Here is a 14856-nt window from a genome sequence, read left to right on the forward strand (position 1 = left end):
GCGTCTGGCAAACACTCGATTTGATGACACCGCAAACCAGTCGGCCAAATGCTGCCGAAGATCGGGTGGATCGGCCAAATCTCGCCTAAAAATCATATATTAAGTTGTTTGAAAACTTCAGGAAGCAACTCGGGCAAGTCTTCAGCGATAAGCCCCGGACCAAACGCACGCGCGCATTCCACATGCAACCAAGCCGCTGTTTCAGCGGCCTGCATCGGGGCAAACCCACGCGCGAGCAGCCCGGTGATAAAACCAGCCAGAACATCGCCGGACCCGGCCGTAGCCAACCAAGGGGCCGCACGGTCGTAGACTGCTGCATTGACCGAACACTGTCCGTTCGGCGCCGCGATCACCGTGTCCGGCCCTTTGAACAAGATCACGCACCCTGCCCGCTTGGCGGCCTCGCGTGTTGCATCCACCTTGGAATAGGCCGGGCCTTTGGTTGCAGGGGCTGACAGCTTTTCGGCAATATCCGGAAACAACCGCGCAAACTCACCACCATGTGGTGTCAAAATGCAGTTTTCATGCAATTGCGCGGACAAGACTGCGGGATCATCCGCAAAAGCTGTCAACGCATCTGCATCCAGTACAGTCGCGCGCTTGGCGTTCAGAGCCGCTGGCACCAAATCCCGCGCACGTTCCAGCCCCAACCCGGGGCCAAGGCACAATGCGTTGAGCCGCTCGTCCTGCAGCACTTGCGTCAGGCCATCCGCCCCCTCGACCCTCTGCAACATGATGGCTGTGACCTGCGCAGCGACCTCCATCTGAGCCGCCGGAGGCACCGCCAACGTCACAAGCCCTGCCCCAATCCGCAGAGCCCCGCGCGCCGCCAATCGAGCAGCACCGGTTTTAACTGCGCCACCCGAAAGGATCAGAGCGTGGCCGTGGGTGAACTTGTGATGCTGTTTGGATTTTGGCAAGCGATAGAGCGGCAACCCACCCCATGTTCGCTCGTCCTTCACGCGGCCCGGTGCTTCGGCAAGGGTTAGAAAAGCAGGGCGGTTCGCTCTGCGAAAAGGCTTTGGGCCTAATGTGAACGCATCGTCATATGGTTCACCGTTAAAGCGGCAACGCTGAATGGAGATACCGATGTCTTTCACAACTAGCCTGCCACACAAATCCGGTCCTTGCGCCAGGAAATGCCCGGGCTTTGGGCTGTCGAAACAAACAGTCAGCCACGCAAAACGGTCGCGCAAAGCACGCGCGCCGCCCGCTTGGGCAGCCTTGCTCCGTATCTCTGCAGGAACACTGTCCAGCAACTTGCTAGACCATGGGTTCGGAGCCTCTTGATGCAACACACGCCCGCTGTCCAGACACAATCCGGACGGGGCGTCGATGCTGATCATGCGGTCGGTGTAGTGGTCCCCATTCAAACCAGAAAGATGCCGAACGACCTTGAACAACTCACCGTCCAAACCGCGTTTCAGCCCCGTACCGAACAGTGCGTCAACGTATAGATCGGCAAAACCACCCTTGCGCATGTCCTGTTCAGTCAGCGGTACAACCTCCCCAAACTCCAACCATCGATCATAATTCACTCGCGCATCTGCCGGCAGCTTCTTGGGATCGCCATAGAGAAAGACCTCGACCTCCCAACCCCACTCTTTCAGCAGCCGGGCAACAACAAACCCATCTCCACCATTATTCCCCGGCCCGCACAAAACCACAGCGCGCCCCGAGGTCTTCGACAGTTCTGGCCACTCCTCGAAAATCGCCTCGACAACGCCGCGCCCGGCCCGCTCCATCAACTCCAGCCCGGTCACCTCGCCAGACTCAATCGCGGCCTGTTCGATGGCCCGCATCTGTGTGGCTGTCAGCAATTCCGTCATCTCAAATTCCCCTGACGATTCAATTCTGATTACTTTTTGTGCAAATCGATCAAAATTTCACCCACCGCTTAATTTCTCACCACAAGGGCCCGGCCATTTTCGCAATCAGATTGCCGACCGATCTTAGACGTGATCAGTGCCTTTCTGACAAGAGTTATAGGAGCCCGGGATGAAGAAGATCGAAGCGATCATCAAACCGTTCAAACTGGACGAAGTGAAAGAGGCGCTGCAGGACGTAGGTGTCCAGGGCCTCAGCGTGATCGAAGTTAAAGGGTTCGGCCGACAGAAAGGTCACACCGAGCTCTATCGAGGCGCTGAATACGTGGTCGACTTTCTGCCCAAGGTGAAGATCGAGGTCGTTCTGGATGATGACCAGGTTGACGCCGCCATCGAGGCCATCGTGTCCGCCGCGAAAACCGACAAGATCGGCGACGGCAAGATCTTTGTCTCGCCCGTTGAACAAGCCATTCGCATCCGTACCGGCGAGACCGGTTCGGAAGCCCTGTAATCGAACACCCAATAGAGGAATAAGAGTATGAGCAAGGACGCAGTTCTTCAGCTGATCAAGGACGAAGGCGCCGAATACGTCGATGTTCGCTTTACCGACCCGCGCGGCAAGTTGCAGCACGTGACCCTGATGGCCGATCAGGTTGACGAGGATTTCCTGGAAGAAGGCTTTATGTTCGACGGTTCGTCCATTGCGGGCTGGAAGTCGATCGAAGCATCGGACATGAAGCTGATGGTCGACACCGAAAGCGCGTATGTCGATCCGTTCTACGCTGAAAAAACCATCTGCGTACACTGCTCGGTTGTTGAGCCCGACACTGGCGAAGCTTATGAGCGTGACCCGCGCGGCACCGCTCAGAAAGCCGAAGCATACCTGAAGGCATCGGGTATCGGTGATGTGGCCTATATGGGCCCCGAAGCCGAGTTCTTCCTGTTCGACGATGTTCGTTTCTCTAACACTATCAACAAAGTATCCTACGAAGTTGATGCAACCGACGCATCGTGGAACACCGACACCGAGTACGAGATGGGCAACATGGGCCATCGTCCGGGCGTCAAGGGGGGCTACTTTCCGGTCAACCCGATTGACGAAGCACAGGACCTGCGTTCGGAAATGCTGTCGACCATGAAGCGTCTGGGCATGAAGGTCGACAAGCACCACCACGAGGTTGCCTCGTGCCAGCACGAGCTGGGTCTGATCTTCGACAGCCTGACTAAACAGGCTGACGAGCTGCAGAAATACAAGTACATCATCCATAACGTTGCCCACGCCTACGGCAAGTCGGCGACCTTCATGCCGAAGCCGATCGCAGGCGATAACGGCACCGGTATGCACGTCAACATGTCGATTTGGAAAGACGGCAAGCCACTCTTCGCTGGCGACAAGTATGCTGATCTGTCGGACGAAGCCCTGTGGTTCATCGGTGGTGTTCTGAAGCACGCCAAGACCCTGAACGCCTTCACCAACCCGTCGACCAACAGCTACAAGCGCCTGATCCCAGGTTTCGAAGCTCCTGTTCTGCGCGCCTACTCGGCCCGTAACCGTTCGGGTTGCGTCCGTATTCCGTGGACCGAAAGCCCGAAAGCCAAGCGCGTCGAGGCCCGCTTCCCCGATCCGGCTGCGAACCCTTATTTGGCGTTTGCCGCACTGCTGATGGCCGGTCTGGACGGCATCAAGAACAAGATCGATCCGGGCGAAGCCATGGACAAGAACCTGTACGATCTGCCTGCCGAAGAACTGGCCGACATCCCGACCGTTTGCGGCAGCCTGCGTGAAGCTCTGGAAGCTCTGGCATCGGATCACGACTTCCTACTGCAAGGCGACGTGTTCACCAAAGACCAGATCGACGGCTACATCGCACTGAAGATGGAAGAGGTCGAAACCTACGAGCATACTCCGCACCCGGTTGAGTACGGCATGTACTACAGCTGCTAAGCGGCGGTTGAACTTAAGAAAAGAAAAGGGCGTCCTACCGGGCGCCCTTTTGCCGTTCTGGGTAACACATCTTGACTGACACGCACGAACGTCCGAGCCTCGTCCCAAAGTATTGATCAGAGGATTTTGGGAGGGCGCGATGCGGTTGATGTTGAAATTCACAATACCGGTTGAAAAAGGCAATCAAGCAGAACGGGACGGATCGCTGGGAAAAGCCATCGAAGCGCTTGTGAAAGACGTCAATGCCGAGGCCGCCTATTTTGCGCTGGAACACGGAAAACGCATGGGCATTGTCATTTTCGAGGAAAGCGATCAGGCCCGCATGCCGAAAATCAACGAGCCCCTGTTTGCCGCATTGAACGCCAATATCGAAATTCAGCCCGTCCTGACGGCCGAGGATCTGCAGCGTGCATTATAAGTGCCACTCGGATCGCGGGGTCGGTTGGAATTAGCATATTTAGGGATTCTTTTCATGAAGCGATTTGCAATTTTACTGACCCTTACGCTGGCTCTGCCCACAATTGCGGCCAGCGCCCCTTGCGGCAATACCAGCAGCGGGTTTGAGGTCTGGAAGAAGGACTTTGCCAAACAGGCTAAACGCGCGGGAGTCAAAAAGAAGGGATTGCAGGCGCTGGCGCAAAGCCAATACGCCACCCGTACAATCGCGGCAGACCGCAATCAAAAAAGCTTTAAATACTCGTTGGACAAATTCATGCGGGTACGCGGCGCCGACGCGATCGTGTCACAAGGACGCAAGCGCAAGGCCCGCAACCCGCAGTTCTATGCCGCGCTGGAGCGCCAATACGGCGTCCCCAGCGGAGTGCTTATCGCCATTCACGGAATGGAAACGGGTTTCGGAAATTTCATGGGGGACAGTCAGGTTGTTTCCGCGATCACAACACTGGCCTATGATTGTCGCCGTTCTGACTTCTTTATTCCACATGCCATCGGTGCGTTAAAATTGGTCGATCAAGGCAGTATTACGACAGCAACCCAAGGGGCCAAACATGGCGAATTGGGGCACACTCAATTCCTGCCGGGCAATGCGTTGACCTATGGGGTCGATGCAACCGGTGACGGCCAGGTCGATTTCTACAATATGACAGACGCGCTTGCCTCAACCGCCAATTTTCTACGCCAAAAAGGGTGGAAACCGGGGCGTGGCTACCAGCCGGGGCAACCCAACTTCGCTGTAATTCAGCAATGGAACGCTGCCACGGTCTATCAGCAATCCATTGCGATTATGGCAGCCCGAATCGACGGCTGAGACCTGCCACAAATCTGCGCCTGCACTCCCCAATCCGGCCACATTGTTGCCACAGACATTAAGTGGCCCCCAAAATGTCTAGGTTTCCATAGAGTAATCAATCCTGCCAATTTTGGATTTTTTTCCATTTCTGCCAAATTCTGCCCCATATCGCTTGTTAACCTGTTTGGTAAGACAGGATGCGACAAGGGACAGCGCAGTGACTACGAAGCACAGCTATCATGGTGGTCTTCAATTCGACGGTGGGACCGACGGCGCGATCGAGCGGTTCGGTGCCATCGTCGCCACGACATTGGAAGACTATGGCCATCTGGTCGAGCGTAAGACCATGCTAAGCACAACCGAAGCCAGCATCGTATCCAGCCAGTATCTGGTGCGCCTGACTTTGGAAACTCAGGCGACCGGAGCAGAAGACCGTTTTGAGCGGTTGGACCGTGCCGCCGGGTTAAAGACCGCCCATCGGCCGATCGTGACCCTTCCGCAGAGCCGTTTGGCAATTACAATCTCTCCGGTATCAGCGCTGCTGGATGACAGAGAAATCTCAGAGCTTATGTTGGTGGTCATCCTGTATCGGATGGTTGATATCTGCGCGACGCAGCGCGTCGAATGGCTGTCGCCCAACACAGTTCTGACCGTGGAACAGTTTATGAGCGCGTTCAACACGCTGACGCCTTCCAAACCACGCAACAGACAACAGATTTTCGAGGCAGTGACAGGCCCGTTCGCGGGGCTGGCCATTACTGAAGAAGACCTGGATGAGCCACAAAAAGAGGCGCTGAAACCAGCAGCCCGGCCGATCCAGCTGTCGGATGAGCAGTTGCTCAGCATCGCTTTCCGGACAGAACCTATCGAGCAACCTGCTGATCGGGACGAAGATACGCCCCCCCTCGACCACGATAAGCCTAGCGATATCCTGCGACTGTCCAGTTGGGGATTGACCGGGGCCGTGGCAAGCGTGTCAGTTCCGATCGCGGTCTCTCTGGCCGCAGTGAACCTGATCAAAGGTGAAGATTTTCGCCTTAATACTCAGGTACTTGCCTACTCCGTAGCAATCTCCGCTCTCAGCACAAGCGGGGCAATTGCCGGTGTCGCAAACGCGTTTGGCATGTAGCACTAAACCGAAGACCCTCCTTGGAAGCCCCGCCACTTAGGCGGGGTTTTCCGCTTTGCGCAGGTGCTTTGCCTCAAGCACATAAGTATGGATTGAAAAGACCACGGCCTTCGTTTCAGGCAGACGCAAAAGCGTCTGTCGTTCGCTGCGCAGATACTGTGCGACCCCAGGTTCTTGGACATCACGCGGTGCGCTGGCACTGCGGGGTTGGTGCAGTTCCGCGTCCTCGTACCACAAGGCATTGAAGCGCCAAAGCGGACGTTCAGGTTGTATTCCATCAAACAGGCGCTGCACGCGGCGGGCCATATCGGCATCATAGCTGGCGACGGGCCCATGAATGTCGATCAAGGGGCGCATGAATTTTTCAGACAAACGCCAACTGGCGGGAAAACACAGGATGGCACCGGTCAGAACGTGTTCATCCCCGTGCCTTTGAAGGATGCAGAAATCTTCCTGCACCAGACGACACAGCATATCCATGGGGTTGGAGCGGTCGATTTCAACACCCTGCCCGTCCGGGCGTATGACCCGGTCCAAACACCCAGGGTAAGCGTGCTTTAGGACAAGGTTCAACAGCTCCTGCGCCGCAGGTTCGGCACTTGGGTCCAGCGCCAGAACTTCTGCCCGTCTTTCGGTCAACAACGTCGTGCGCCGCTGCATCTGCGCGGCAAACACATCATCACAATGCAGCCAATCATCCATGCTGCCCGGTTGGATACCGGGCAAAGGACGTGGGGCAAGCGGATCATAAGGAATTGAGGTCTGGAGGATCGTCATGCCTTTGACCTAACACCAGTTTACTGGATTGTCGGTCAAAAAGCGACGGATGCCCGGTCGCAAACCTTCAAGACGTGGGGGAAATGATTCTCCACGCTCGACCGCAGGCAGGGAGACCCACTATGAACCAGCACTATCGCGACAGCCGCAAGATTGACCCGGCAAAGGGCGCTACGCTTGGCGACGGCACCCCGAACGAGAATGATCGGATTGAGATCGGGCCGACGCAGCTGGCCTTTGCCGAATGGGAAGCCGCCGGGCTTGCCCTGCCCGATCTGGCGCGGATGCGGGAATACCGGTGGAAGCGCCTGACGAAGGCTATCGTCGATCGTGGCTATGGTGGGCTGCTGATGTTCGATCCGCTTAACATCCGTTATGCCACGGACAGCACCAATATGCAGTTGTGGAACACCCATAACCCGTTCCGCGCCGTGCTGCTGTGTGCCGATGGCTACATGGTGATCTGGGACTATAAAAACTCTCCCTTCCTGTCGAAATTCAATCCTCTGGTACGTGAACAACGCTCGGGAGCGGACCTGTTTTATTTTGACCGTGGTGACAAGGTGGATGTTCAGGCCGACGTGTTCTCGAACGAGGTACGGCTGCTGATCGACGAACATGGCGATGGCAACAAACGCCTGGCCGTCGACAAGATCATGTTGCACGGCCTACGCGCGCTTGAGGCGCAAGGGTTCGAGATCATGGAGGGTGAAGAGGTCACCGAAAAGACCCGCGCCGTAAAAGGCCCGGATGAGATTCTGGCCATGCGCTGTGCCAATCACGCCTGTGAAACCGCGGTGGCCGAGATGGAGAAGTTCGCGCGCGCCAATGTGGGTGACGGCAAGACCTCCGAGGACGACATCTGGGCCGTACTACATGCCGAAAACATCCGGCGCGGTGGGGAATGGATCGAAACCCGCCTGCTGGCCTCGGGGCAGCGCACCAATCCTTGGTTTCAGGAATGCGGCCCACGCATCACGCAAAAGAACGAAATCATCGCCTTTGATACCGATCTGATCGGATCTTACGGTATCTGCATCGATATTTCGCGCACGTGGTGGATCGGGGATGAGAAACCCCGCCTTGACATGGTTTATGCCATGCAGCACGCCCATGAACACATCATGACCAATATGGAGATGTTGAAACCCGGCGTGATGATTCCGGAACTGACCGCCAATGCACACAAGCTGGACGACAAGTTTCAGGCGCAAAAATACGGCTGCCTGATGCATGGCGTGGGTCTGTGTGATGAATGGCCTCTGGTTGCCTATCCGGACAAGGCGGTTGCGGGCTCATACGACTATCCGCTTGAGCCCGGCATGGTGTTGTGTGTCGAAGCCGCCTGTGGCGAGGTCGGGGGCGATTTTTCGATCAAGCTGGAAGATCAGGTGCTGATCACCGAGGACGGGTATGAAAACCTCAGCACATACCCGTTTGATCCTCAGCTTATGGGTCTAACATAAAGGATTAGTCCGGCCAGGTTGAGCGGCGGACGTTACCATGCCAGTCCTCGTGTGGGATGGCGGCTTCCGTTGTAGACGGTGCCGCCTGTGGCCAATTTTGCCCCACTGAGAACCCCAGAATTCCGGTCAGGGCAATGATGATTAAAAGATCGGGACGAATAACAACGCCACGCGGGGCGGATGCAGTATGTGCCATTTGAGCCTCCTTGGCTGACTGTGTGTGACACCTGCAAGATGGACATCAGAAAAAAATAATTAAAACGAATATTTGATTGATCAAGCATCACAAATATTGAACCTCGAATTCTCCCAAGAATCCGACCCAAATATCTGTATTCCCCTCACCTTCCCGTGACGCTTCTTACAATGGGGTTGAGTGCCCAGACCGAAGCACACACTATTGGGGCCATCCCGATAGGTAAGGAATTGTCATGCCCACCGAACGCATCACTTTTGCCGGTCACGACGGCAACCAGCTGGCTGCGCGCCTTGATTTGCCGGATGGACCGGTACTTGCGACCGCATTGTTTGCGCATTGTTTTACCTGTTCCAAGGATATTCCCGCCGCCCGCCGTATTGCTGCGCGTCTGGCGGCTATGGGCATTGCTGTATTGCGTTTTGACTTCACCGGTCTGGGCCATTCGGGCGGAGAGTTCGCGAACACCACCTTTACCTCGAATGTAGAAGATCTGATTGCCGCCGCGCAGTATCTGGCCGGGAAAAACATGGCTCCCGCCTTGCTGATCGGTCACTCATTGGGTGGGGCTGCCGTTCTACGCGCGCGCGCTGGTATCCCAAGCGTCAAGGCAGTGGTCACGCTGGGCGCGCCAGCCGATCCCGGACATGTCTCGCACCATTTTGAGGCTGCACTGCCCCAGATCGAACAGGAAGGATCAGCCGAGGTCATGCTGGGCGGTCGCCCGTTCCGCATCGGCAAAGCATTTGTCGACGACATTTCAGAAATGGCTTTGACTCCTGCCATTGGCGACCTGAAAGCTGCCCTGCTGGTCCTGCACGCCCCCCGGGATGAAACCGTCAGCATCGACAATGCCAGCACTATCTTTCTTGCTGCCAAACATCCCAAAAGCTTTGTTACGTTGGACGATGCCGATCACCTGATCACGCGGGCCTCGGATGCGGAATACGCGGCGGATGTGATCGCCGCATGGGTCAAGCGATACGTCACACTCTGCCCACCGGCACCACCGCCGGGCGCGCCCGAGGGCGTGGTGCGCGTTACCGAAGTTGATCCCTCCGGGTATTTGCAGGACATCCAATCCGGCCCCCGGCATCACGCGGTTGCGGATGAGCCTGAATCCTATGGCGGTACGGATCGGGGCATGTCGCCTTATGGCTTTGTTTCCTCGGGCCTGGGGGCGTGTACGTCGATGACGATCCGCATGTATGCGCGGCGCAAGCGGTGGCCACTGACGGGTATCTCGGTCGATGTCTGCCACAACAAAGTACATGGTCAGGATGCCGGTCTTGCAGGAGACGGCAAGATCGACGTGTTCCGCCGCAAGATTCGCTTGGAAGGACCGCTGGATCAGGAACAGCGTACCCGGCTGCTGGAGATTGCAGATAAATGCCCTGTACACAGAACGTTGGAAGGGTCAGCCCATATCACTACGGAACTTCTGACCTGACCCTCTGAAACTATCTGCGCGGTCGTGGCGCCGGGCGATGGATCGGCGGTCTGGCTGCGGGTGGTCGCGCCACTGGCGGACGCGGTCGCGCAGGTGGTTTTGCAACCGGCGGCTTTGGTCTTGCCGGAGGTTTGCCAGCAGGCGGTTTCGGCCGCGGAGGCCGGTCGACGTCAATATCTACGTCAACATCGCGTCGATAGTAGTCATTCCACAGCATCGAGTCATAAAACGGGTCGTAACCGTATCCATAGCCGACACCAACTGAAACACCGTCACATGCTGACAGTGCAAAACTTGCAACACCAAGCCCCAGCGCAAGGATTGTACGTTTGATACGTTTTGTGATCATCGGCACATCTCCTTACTGCGTGGCCCGAAACGACGCGAAAACGGCATTCAGGTCGTCAACATATGCCGGATCAGCGCCATTGCGCAGGATCGCGACAACAACGGCCACGCGACCGTTTGGCAGGTCAATGACCGAGGCCGTAAAGTTGATGCCACGCCCGTCGCGGGTGCCGGTACCCCGGATCACTCGCGCCGGCAAACCGCCAATCCGTGTGTCGGAAGTGTTGGTAACTTCGGGATCTTCAACAAGAAACTTATCAATATCTTCAAGATATTGCAGGCCGTCTTTAATTGACTTTACGCCAGCAGGTGAAACGAACCCCATCCAGACGTTGTCATCGGTCAAAGGCCGTATGGCCATGACACGTGCGACAGCGCGAAGATCACCCAGTTCCGTATCCTCAATCTCACGCGGGCCGCCCGTTCGCACGACCCAATAGTCGGGCACCGAAAAGCCAAACAGGGCGCGCCCTGCTTCGGTGTATGTGACAGGAGTATCCGCAAACGCCGGTGTCAAAGCCCCTAACCACAGGGCGGCACAGGCGGCCAGAGTCGAGCCAGTAAAAATTCTCATTTCTAAATAACCTGATGTTTTCGTTGAATGCAGCTTGGACTGCGGTGGCCGGTTTTGTCCAGCATCTCTTGGAATAGGTCAAAAAAAGCCGCGCCCGGATTGCTTTGGGCGCGGTGTCATTCACAAAGTTATTCGGAGATCAGTTGCGGGCGTCGCCAACCAGTTTCCACAGGCCGGGGATCAGCAGAGCGGCCAGCGCCAGTTTGATCGCATCCCCCATCAGGAAGGGCGTCAGACCCCATTCCAGGATCGGCTTATCCCAACCATAGAGCTGACCCAGCCACAGCAGGCCCGGCACATAGATCAGTACATTGGCCAGCACCAGCGCCAGCGCCAGTTTCCCGACCGAGCGATCCCAACCGCGCGCGGCCAACGCGCCCAGCAGTACCGTAGCCATCAGGTAGCCGACCAGATAGCCGCCAGTGCCGCCCATCATGTAAGTCAGCCCAAATTTCTCGGCCGAGGACCCGGCGAAGACGTCAAAACCCAGCGCGCCGATCAACAGATAGCCCAGCATGGTGATCAGACCCAGACGCGCACCATAGGCGGTACCGATGGTCAGAACGGCAAAGGTACCCATGGTGATCGGTACCGGCCACATCGGAACCTTAATCTTTGCGGCAATCGCCAGCGTAACGATACCCACCGCGACCAAGGCCACCTGTTTCACGCGCAGCGCTGTGCCCTCGCGCGGACCGATTGCTTCGGCCAGAACATTTGTAGTCATTTTCGTTTCTCCACGTTCGGATGGAAATTGGGGCACAGGATGGCCCATTTCACATCGAGACTTCAAGATGATTGCGCTATCGAGGGCGGTATTCGGTTTTCATTTCATAGGCTTTTCGCGGTCCGTTCACCGTCCAGTGGACGGACCAAACCGGCCAGGCTGAGAAATCATAGACCGCATCATAGCTGTCTGGCGGACAATCATGATGATCCCTAGACTGCGAATGCTCCAGCTTCAATGTATGAAAAAACCGTCCGTCTTCGAAATGAACCGCAATCCCTTCGCCTGCATCCCGCCACAGGTAGCGCCGGGTGCCTGTCATCTCGGCCTGACCCGGAATGCGCAGCGTGACCTCTTCATCATAGATTAACCCATTTTCAGCCGGGCGCAGAACCGCGTGACCTTCGGCTTGCACGAACTGCCCTGCCCGCGCGTCGTTTATGGTTCGGCTCAGACTCCAGCTCCCTTCGAACTCGGAAAGGCTGCGCGGCTGGGTCATTCGGCATAGGTCCCGTCGGTGGTGCCTCCGCTGTCATCGACGAACCGAAACACGTCATCCTTTTTCTGTACGTCATAACAGGCCCACAGATCAGAGGGCGGCCAGACCGAGCAATACCGATCCTCGCGCACCGCCCAACGGCCCGCGCTTGGGCCACCCGAGTAATACTGCGTCAGCATCGTTTCATCGAATGTCTGCCAGACGCCGTCCCCGTAATCGAGCTTCTGGCCGGTCAGGGCATCCAGAATCTCGTCTCCGGTCAGTGTCCGGAACTCTTCCGCGGCCAAAAAACCGGGCCAAACGGCCAAAATCAGGGCAAACCGTCTCATACTTGCACTCGTGCCTTGTTCCCTTGTGCGGCTGGGTTTAAACCCCGCGCCAACGCTCTATCCCAAACACAAAAAGGTCTCACCGCCAATGATTCCACGATATTCCCGCCCCGATATGGTTGCCATCTGGTCGCCCGAGACCAAGTTCCGCATCTGGTTCGAGATCGAGGCCCACGCCTGCGACGCCATGGCCGATCTGGGCGTCATCCCGCGCGAAAACGCCGAGGCGGTGTGGAAGGCCAAGGACGTGCAATTCGACGTGGCCCGCATTGATGAGATCGAGGCCGTCACCAAGCATGACGTCATCGCCTTTTTGACCCATCTGGCCGAGCATGTCGGCAGTGAAGAGGCACGCTTTGTGCATCAGGGCATGACCTCTTCGGACGTGCTGGACACCTGCCTGAACGTACAACTCACCCGCGCCGCCGACTTGCTGATTGCTGACCTCGAAAACCTGCTGGCTGCCCTGAAACGCCGCGCGATCGAACACAAGAACACCGTCCGCATTGGCCGCAGCCACGGCATCCATGCCGAACCGACCACCATGGGTCTGACCTTTGCCCGATTCTATGCCGAGATGGACCGCAACCTGTCCCGCATGCGCGACGCCCGTGCGGAAATCGCCACCGGTGCGATCAGTGGTGCGGTCGGCACTTTCGCCAATATTGACCCCCGCGTTGAAGAGCATGTCTGCGATCAGCTAGGTCTGGTGCCTGAACCGATCAGCACGCAGGTCATCCCGCGTGACCGCCACGCGGCCTTCTTTGCGACCCTTGGCGTCATCGCCAGCAGCATCGAAAACATCGCCATCGAAATCCGTCACATGCAGCGGACCGAGGTGTTGGAGGGTGCCGAGTTCTTCTCGATGGGCCAAAAAGGCTCCTCGGCCATGCCGCACAAGAAAAACCCGGTCCTGACCGAGAACCTGACTGGTCTGGCGCGCATGGTGCGCGCAGCGGTGATCCCGGCGATGGAAAACGTGGCGCTCTGGCATGAACGCGATATCTCGCATTCCTCGGTCGAACGCATGATCGGCCCGGATGCGACAATCACGCTGGATTTTGCGTTGGCCCGCCTAACCGGCGTGGTCGACAAGATGCTGATCTTCCCCGAGAACATGCTGGAGAACATGAACAAGTTCCCCGGTCTGGTGATGAGCCAGCGGGTTCTGCTGGCGCTGACGCAAGCAGGGGTCAGCCGCGAAGATGCTTATGCCATGGTTCAGCGCAACGCGTTGAAAGTGTGGGAACATCGCACCGACTTCAAAGAAGAACTGCTTGCCGACGCCGATGTCACCGCAGCGCTGAGCCCTGAAGAAATCGAAGAGAAGTTCGACCTCGGTTACCACACCAAACACGTCGACACGATCTTCGCCCGCGTGTTTGGCGAATAAAACCTGACCGTTCAGTCAGTTCAAAGGGCCCGGTTCGCACAACGCGATCCGGGCCCTGCTCTTTTGCCAGACGGGTCAAAATCAGCTATGGTGCGCCTATATGCCCGAACGGGAGAAATAGCATGATACGCACCATTCTCTGCGCCTTGGCCCTTACGTTTTCAGCTTCGGTCGCTTTGGCCTGTACTGGCCATTCCAAGCAAACCCAGTCCTGCGCAGACGGGACATATTGGGATTCCGAAACCCAAACATGCGCGAAAATCGTAAACAGCTGAGAATTTTATTTCCTACTTGTGAATAAAAGCGAGGCCGCGATTGTTAGCTTTTTATCAGATCGCACTATGCTTGATCAGAGCAGCCCAGAGAACGGAGTAGGAAAATGCGTCTTGTATTAGTTTCAGCTATTGCCCTTCAGGCCTTTGTGTTTGCACCGGCGGCATACGCTGCGGGCGGTGGAAGCGGCGCCGCACCCAAGCCAACGAACACAACCAAGAAATGCCTGTTTGGCCGCGTTTACGACAAGGATGCCGGGCGCTGTGTCAAGCCGGACAAGACCAACTTCACCCAAGATGAGCTGTATGAAGCCGTGCGGGAATTGGCATATGACGGCCAGTTAGAAAACGCTCAGAATATTCTACGCATTATGGATCAAAACGATGATCGTGTGCTGACCTACTGGGGCTTTACCTATCGCAAAATGGGTGAGCTTGAACTGGCTAACGTCTTTTATTCCAACGCCATCGAATCCAACCCCGACAATATCCTAGCACGCAGCTATATGGGTCAGGGCTTTGTGGCCGAAGGGAAAACCGATCTGGCAATTGCACAATGGCGCGAGATCAAGGCGCGCGGTGGTGAAGGTAGCTGGGCCGAGGCTTCGCTGCGCGAGGCAATCCGCACCGGGCTGACCTATAACTACTAAGCTTCAGCCTTTCTTTACCCGTCTCT

Annotated in this window: 16 protein-coding genes; 9 read left to right on the top strand and 7 right to left on the bottom strand. The window is 56.8% G+C overall.

Annotation, left to right across the window (positions count from 1 at the left end; all coding sequences use genetic code 11):
* Nucleotides 1-92: 92 nt before the first annotated feature.
* Nucleotides 93-1829 carry an NAD(P)H-hydrate dehydratase gene (locus tag ACR0DL_RS06960; protein WP_480688240.1) on the bottom strand — a complete coding sequence of 579 codons (1737 nt, stop codon included), beginning with the start codon at nt 1827-1829 and terminating at the stop codon, nt 93-95.
* Nucleotides 1830-1998: 169 nt separating this feature from the next.
* On the opposite strand from ACR0DL_RS06960, the gene ACR0DL_RS06965 reads away from it, so the two are divergent.
* From ACR0DL_RS06965 to ACR0DL_RS06985, 5 genes are all read left to right on the top strand, one after another.
* Nucleotides 1999-2337 (top strand): P-II family nitrogen regulator, encoded by a 339-nt coding sequence (locus tag ACR0DL_RS06965; RefSeq protein ID WP_058280621.1) that lies wholly within the window; start codon nt 1999-2001, stop codon nt 2335-2337.
* A gap of 27 nt (nt 2338-2364) precedes the next feature.
* Nucleotides 2365-3771: a type I glutamate--ammonia ligase gene (gene glnA, locus ACR0DL_RS06970; RefSeq protein WP_170410281.1), complete on the top strand. Its 1407-nt coding sequence runs from the start codon at nt 2365-2367 to the stop codon at nt 3769-3771.
* A 139-nt stretch (nt 3772-3910) separates the two neighbouring features.
* Nucleotides 3911-4189, top strand: coding sequence for a hypothetical protein (locus tag ACR0DL_RS06975; protein ID WP_170349086.1), 279 nt, complete (start codon nt 3911-3913; stop codon nt 4187-4189).
* A 54-nt stretch (nt 4190-4243) separates the two neighbouring features.
* Nucleotides 4244-5038: a lytic murein transglycosylase gene (locus ACR0DL_RS06980; RefSeq protein WP_170349087.1), complete on the top strand. Its 795-nt coding sequence runs from the start codon at nt 4244-4246 to the stop codon at nt 5036-5038.
* A gap of 199 nt (nt 5039-5237) precedes the next feature.
* Nucleotides 5238-6149: a hypothetical protein gene (locus tag ACR0DL_RS06985; RefSeq protein WP_480688242.1), complete on the top strand. Its 912-nt coding sequence runs from the start codon at nt 5238-5240 to the stop codon at nt 6147-6149.
* 36 nt (nt 6150-6185) lie between these two features.
* On the opposite strand, the gene ACR0DL_RS06990 is transcribed toward ACR0DL_RS06985, so the two are convergent.
* Nucleotides 6186-6926, bottom strand: a complete 741-nt coding sequence (locus tag ACR0DL_RS06990) for a heme-dependent oxidative N-demethylase family protein (RefSeq protein ID WP_480688244.1) — start codon at nt 6924-6926, stop codon at nt 6186-6188.
* Nucleotides 6927-7048: 122 nt separating this feature from the next.
* On the opposite strand from ACR0DL_RS06990, the gene dddP reads away from it, so the two are divergent.
* Nucleotides 7049-8392 (top strand): dimethylsulfonioproprionate lyase DddP, encoded by a 1344-nt coding sequence (dddP, locus tag ACR0DL_RS06995; protein ID WP_480688246.1) that lies wholly within the window; start codon nt 7049-7051, stop codon nt 8390-8392.
* Nucleotides 8393-8396: 4 nt separating this feature from the next.
* Here the strand turns inward: dddP and ACR0DL_RS07000 are convergent, their stop codons facing one another.
* Nucleotides 8397-8588 (bottom strand): hypothetical protein, encoded by a 192-nt coding sequence (locus tag ACR0DL_RS07000; protein ID WP_170349091.1) that lies wholly within the window; start codon nt 8586-8588, stop codon nt 8397-8399.
* 235 nt (nt 8589-8823) lie between these two features.
* Here ACR0DL_RS07000 and ACR0DL_RS07005 point away from each other — a divergent pair, with 235 nt between their 5' ends.
* Nucleotides 8824-10038: a bifunctional alpha/beta hydrolase/OsmC family protein gene (locus ACR0DL_RS07005; protein WP_480688248.1), complete on the top strand. Its 1215-nt coding sequence runs from the start codon at nt 8824-8826 to the stop codon at nt 10036-10038.
* Nucleotides 10039-10399: 361 nt separating this feature from the next.
* Here the strand turns inward: ACR0DL_RS07005 and ACR0DL_RS07010 are convergent, their stop codons facing one another.
* The 4 genes from ACR0DL_RS07010 to ACR0DL_RS07025 all read right to left on the bottom strand — a co-directional run bounded on the left by ACR0DL_RS07010 (nt 10400) and on the right by ACR0DL_RS07025 (nt 12515).
* Nucleotides 10400-10960, bottom strand: coding sequence for a hypothetical protein (locus ACR0DL_RS07010; RefSeq protein ID WP_480688250.1), 561 nt, complete (start codon nt 10958-10960; stop codon nt 10400-10402).
* 139 nt (nt 10961-11099) lie between these two features.
* On the bottom strand, nt 11100-11687 hold the full coding sequence (locus ACR0DL_RS07015) for a biotin transporter BioY (protein WP_480688252.1): 588 nt from the start codon (nt 11685-11687) through the stop codon (nt 11100-11102).
* Between the two features lie 76 nt (nt 11688-11763).
* Nucleotides 11764-12186, bottom strand: coding sequence for a DUF6314 family protein (locus tag ACR0DL_RS07020; RefSeq protein WP_170375842.1), 423 nt, complete (start codon nt 12184-12186; stop codon nt 11764-11766).
* The gene (locus ACR0DL_RS07025; protein WP_480688253.1) at nt 12183-12515 is read right to left on the bottom strand and encodes a hypothetical protein; all 333 of its coding nucleotides are present in this window, start codon (nt 12513-12515) and stop codon (nt 12183-12185) included. The genes ACR0DL_RS07020 and ACR0DL_RS07025 overlap by 4 nt, the downstream gene beginning before the upstream one ends.
* Before the next feature lie 88 nt (nt 12516-12603).
* On the opposite strand from ACR0DL_RS07025, the gene purB reads away from it, so the two are divergent.
* Together purB and ACR0DL_RS07035 are read left to right on the top strand one after the other, a co-directional pair.
* On the top strand, nt 12604-13908 hold the full coding sequence (gene purB, locus ACR0DL_RS07030) for an adenylosuccinate lyase (protein WP_480688254.1): 1305 nt from the start codon (nt 12604-12606) through the stop codon (nt 13906-13908).
* Nucleotides 13909-14287: 379 nt separating this feature from the next.
* On the top strand, nt 14288-14830 hold the full coding sequence (locus tag ACR0DL_RS07035) for a tetratricopeptide repeat protein (RefSeq protein ID WP_480688255.1): 543 nt from the start codon (nt 14288-14290) through the stop codon (nt 14828-14830).
* The last annotated feature ends 26 nt before the right edge of the window (nt 14831-14856 follow it).

Source organism: Ruegeria sp. BB5, assembly GCF_056539405.1.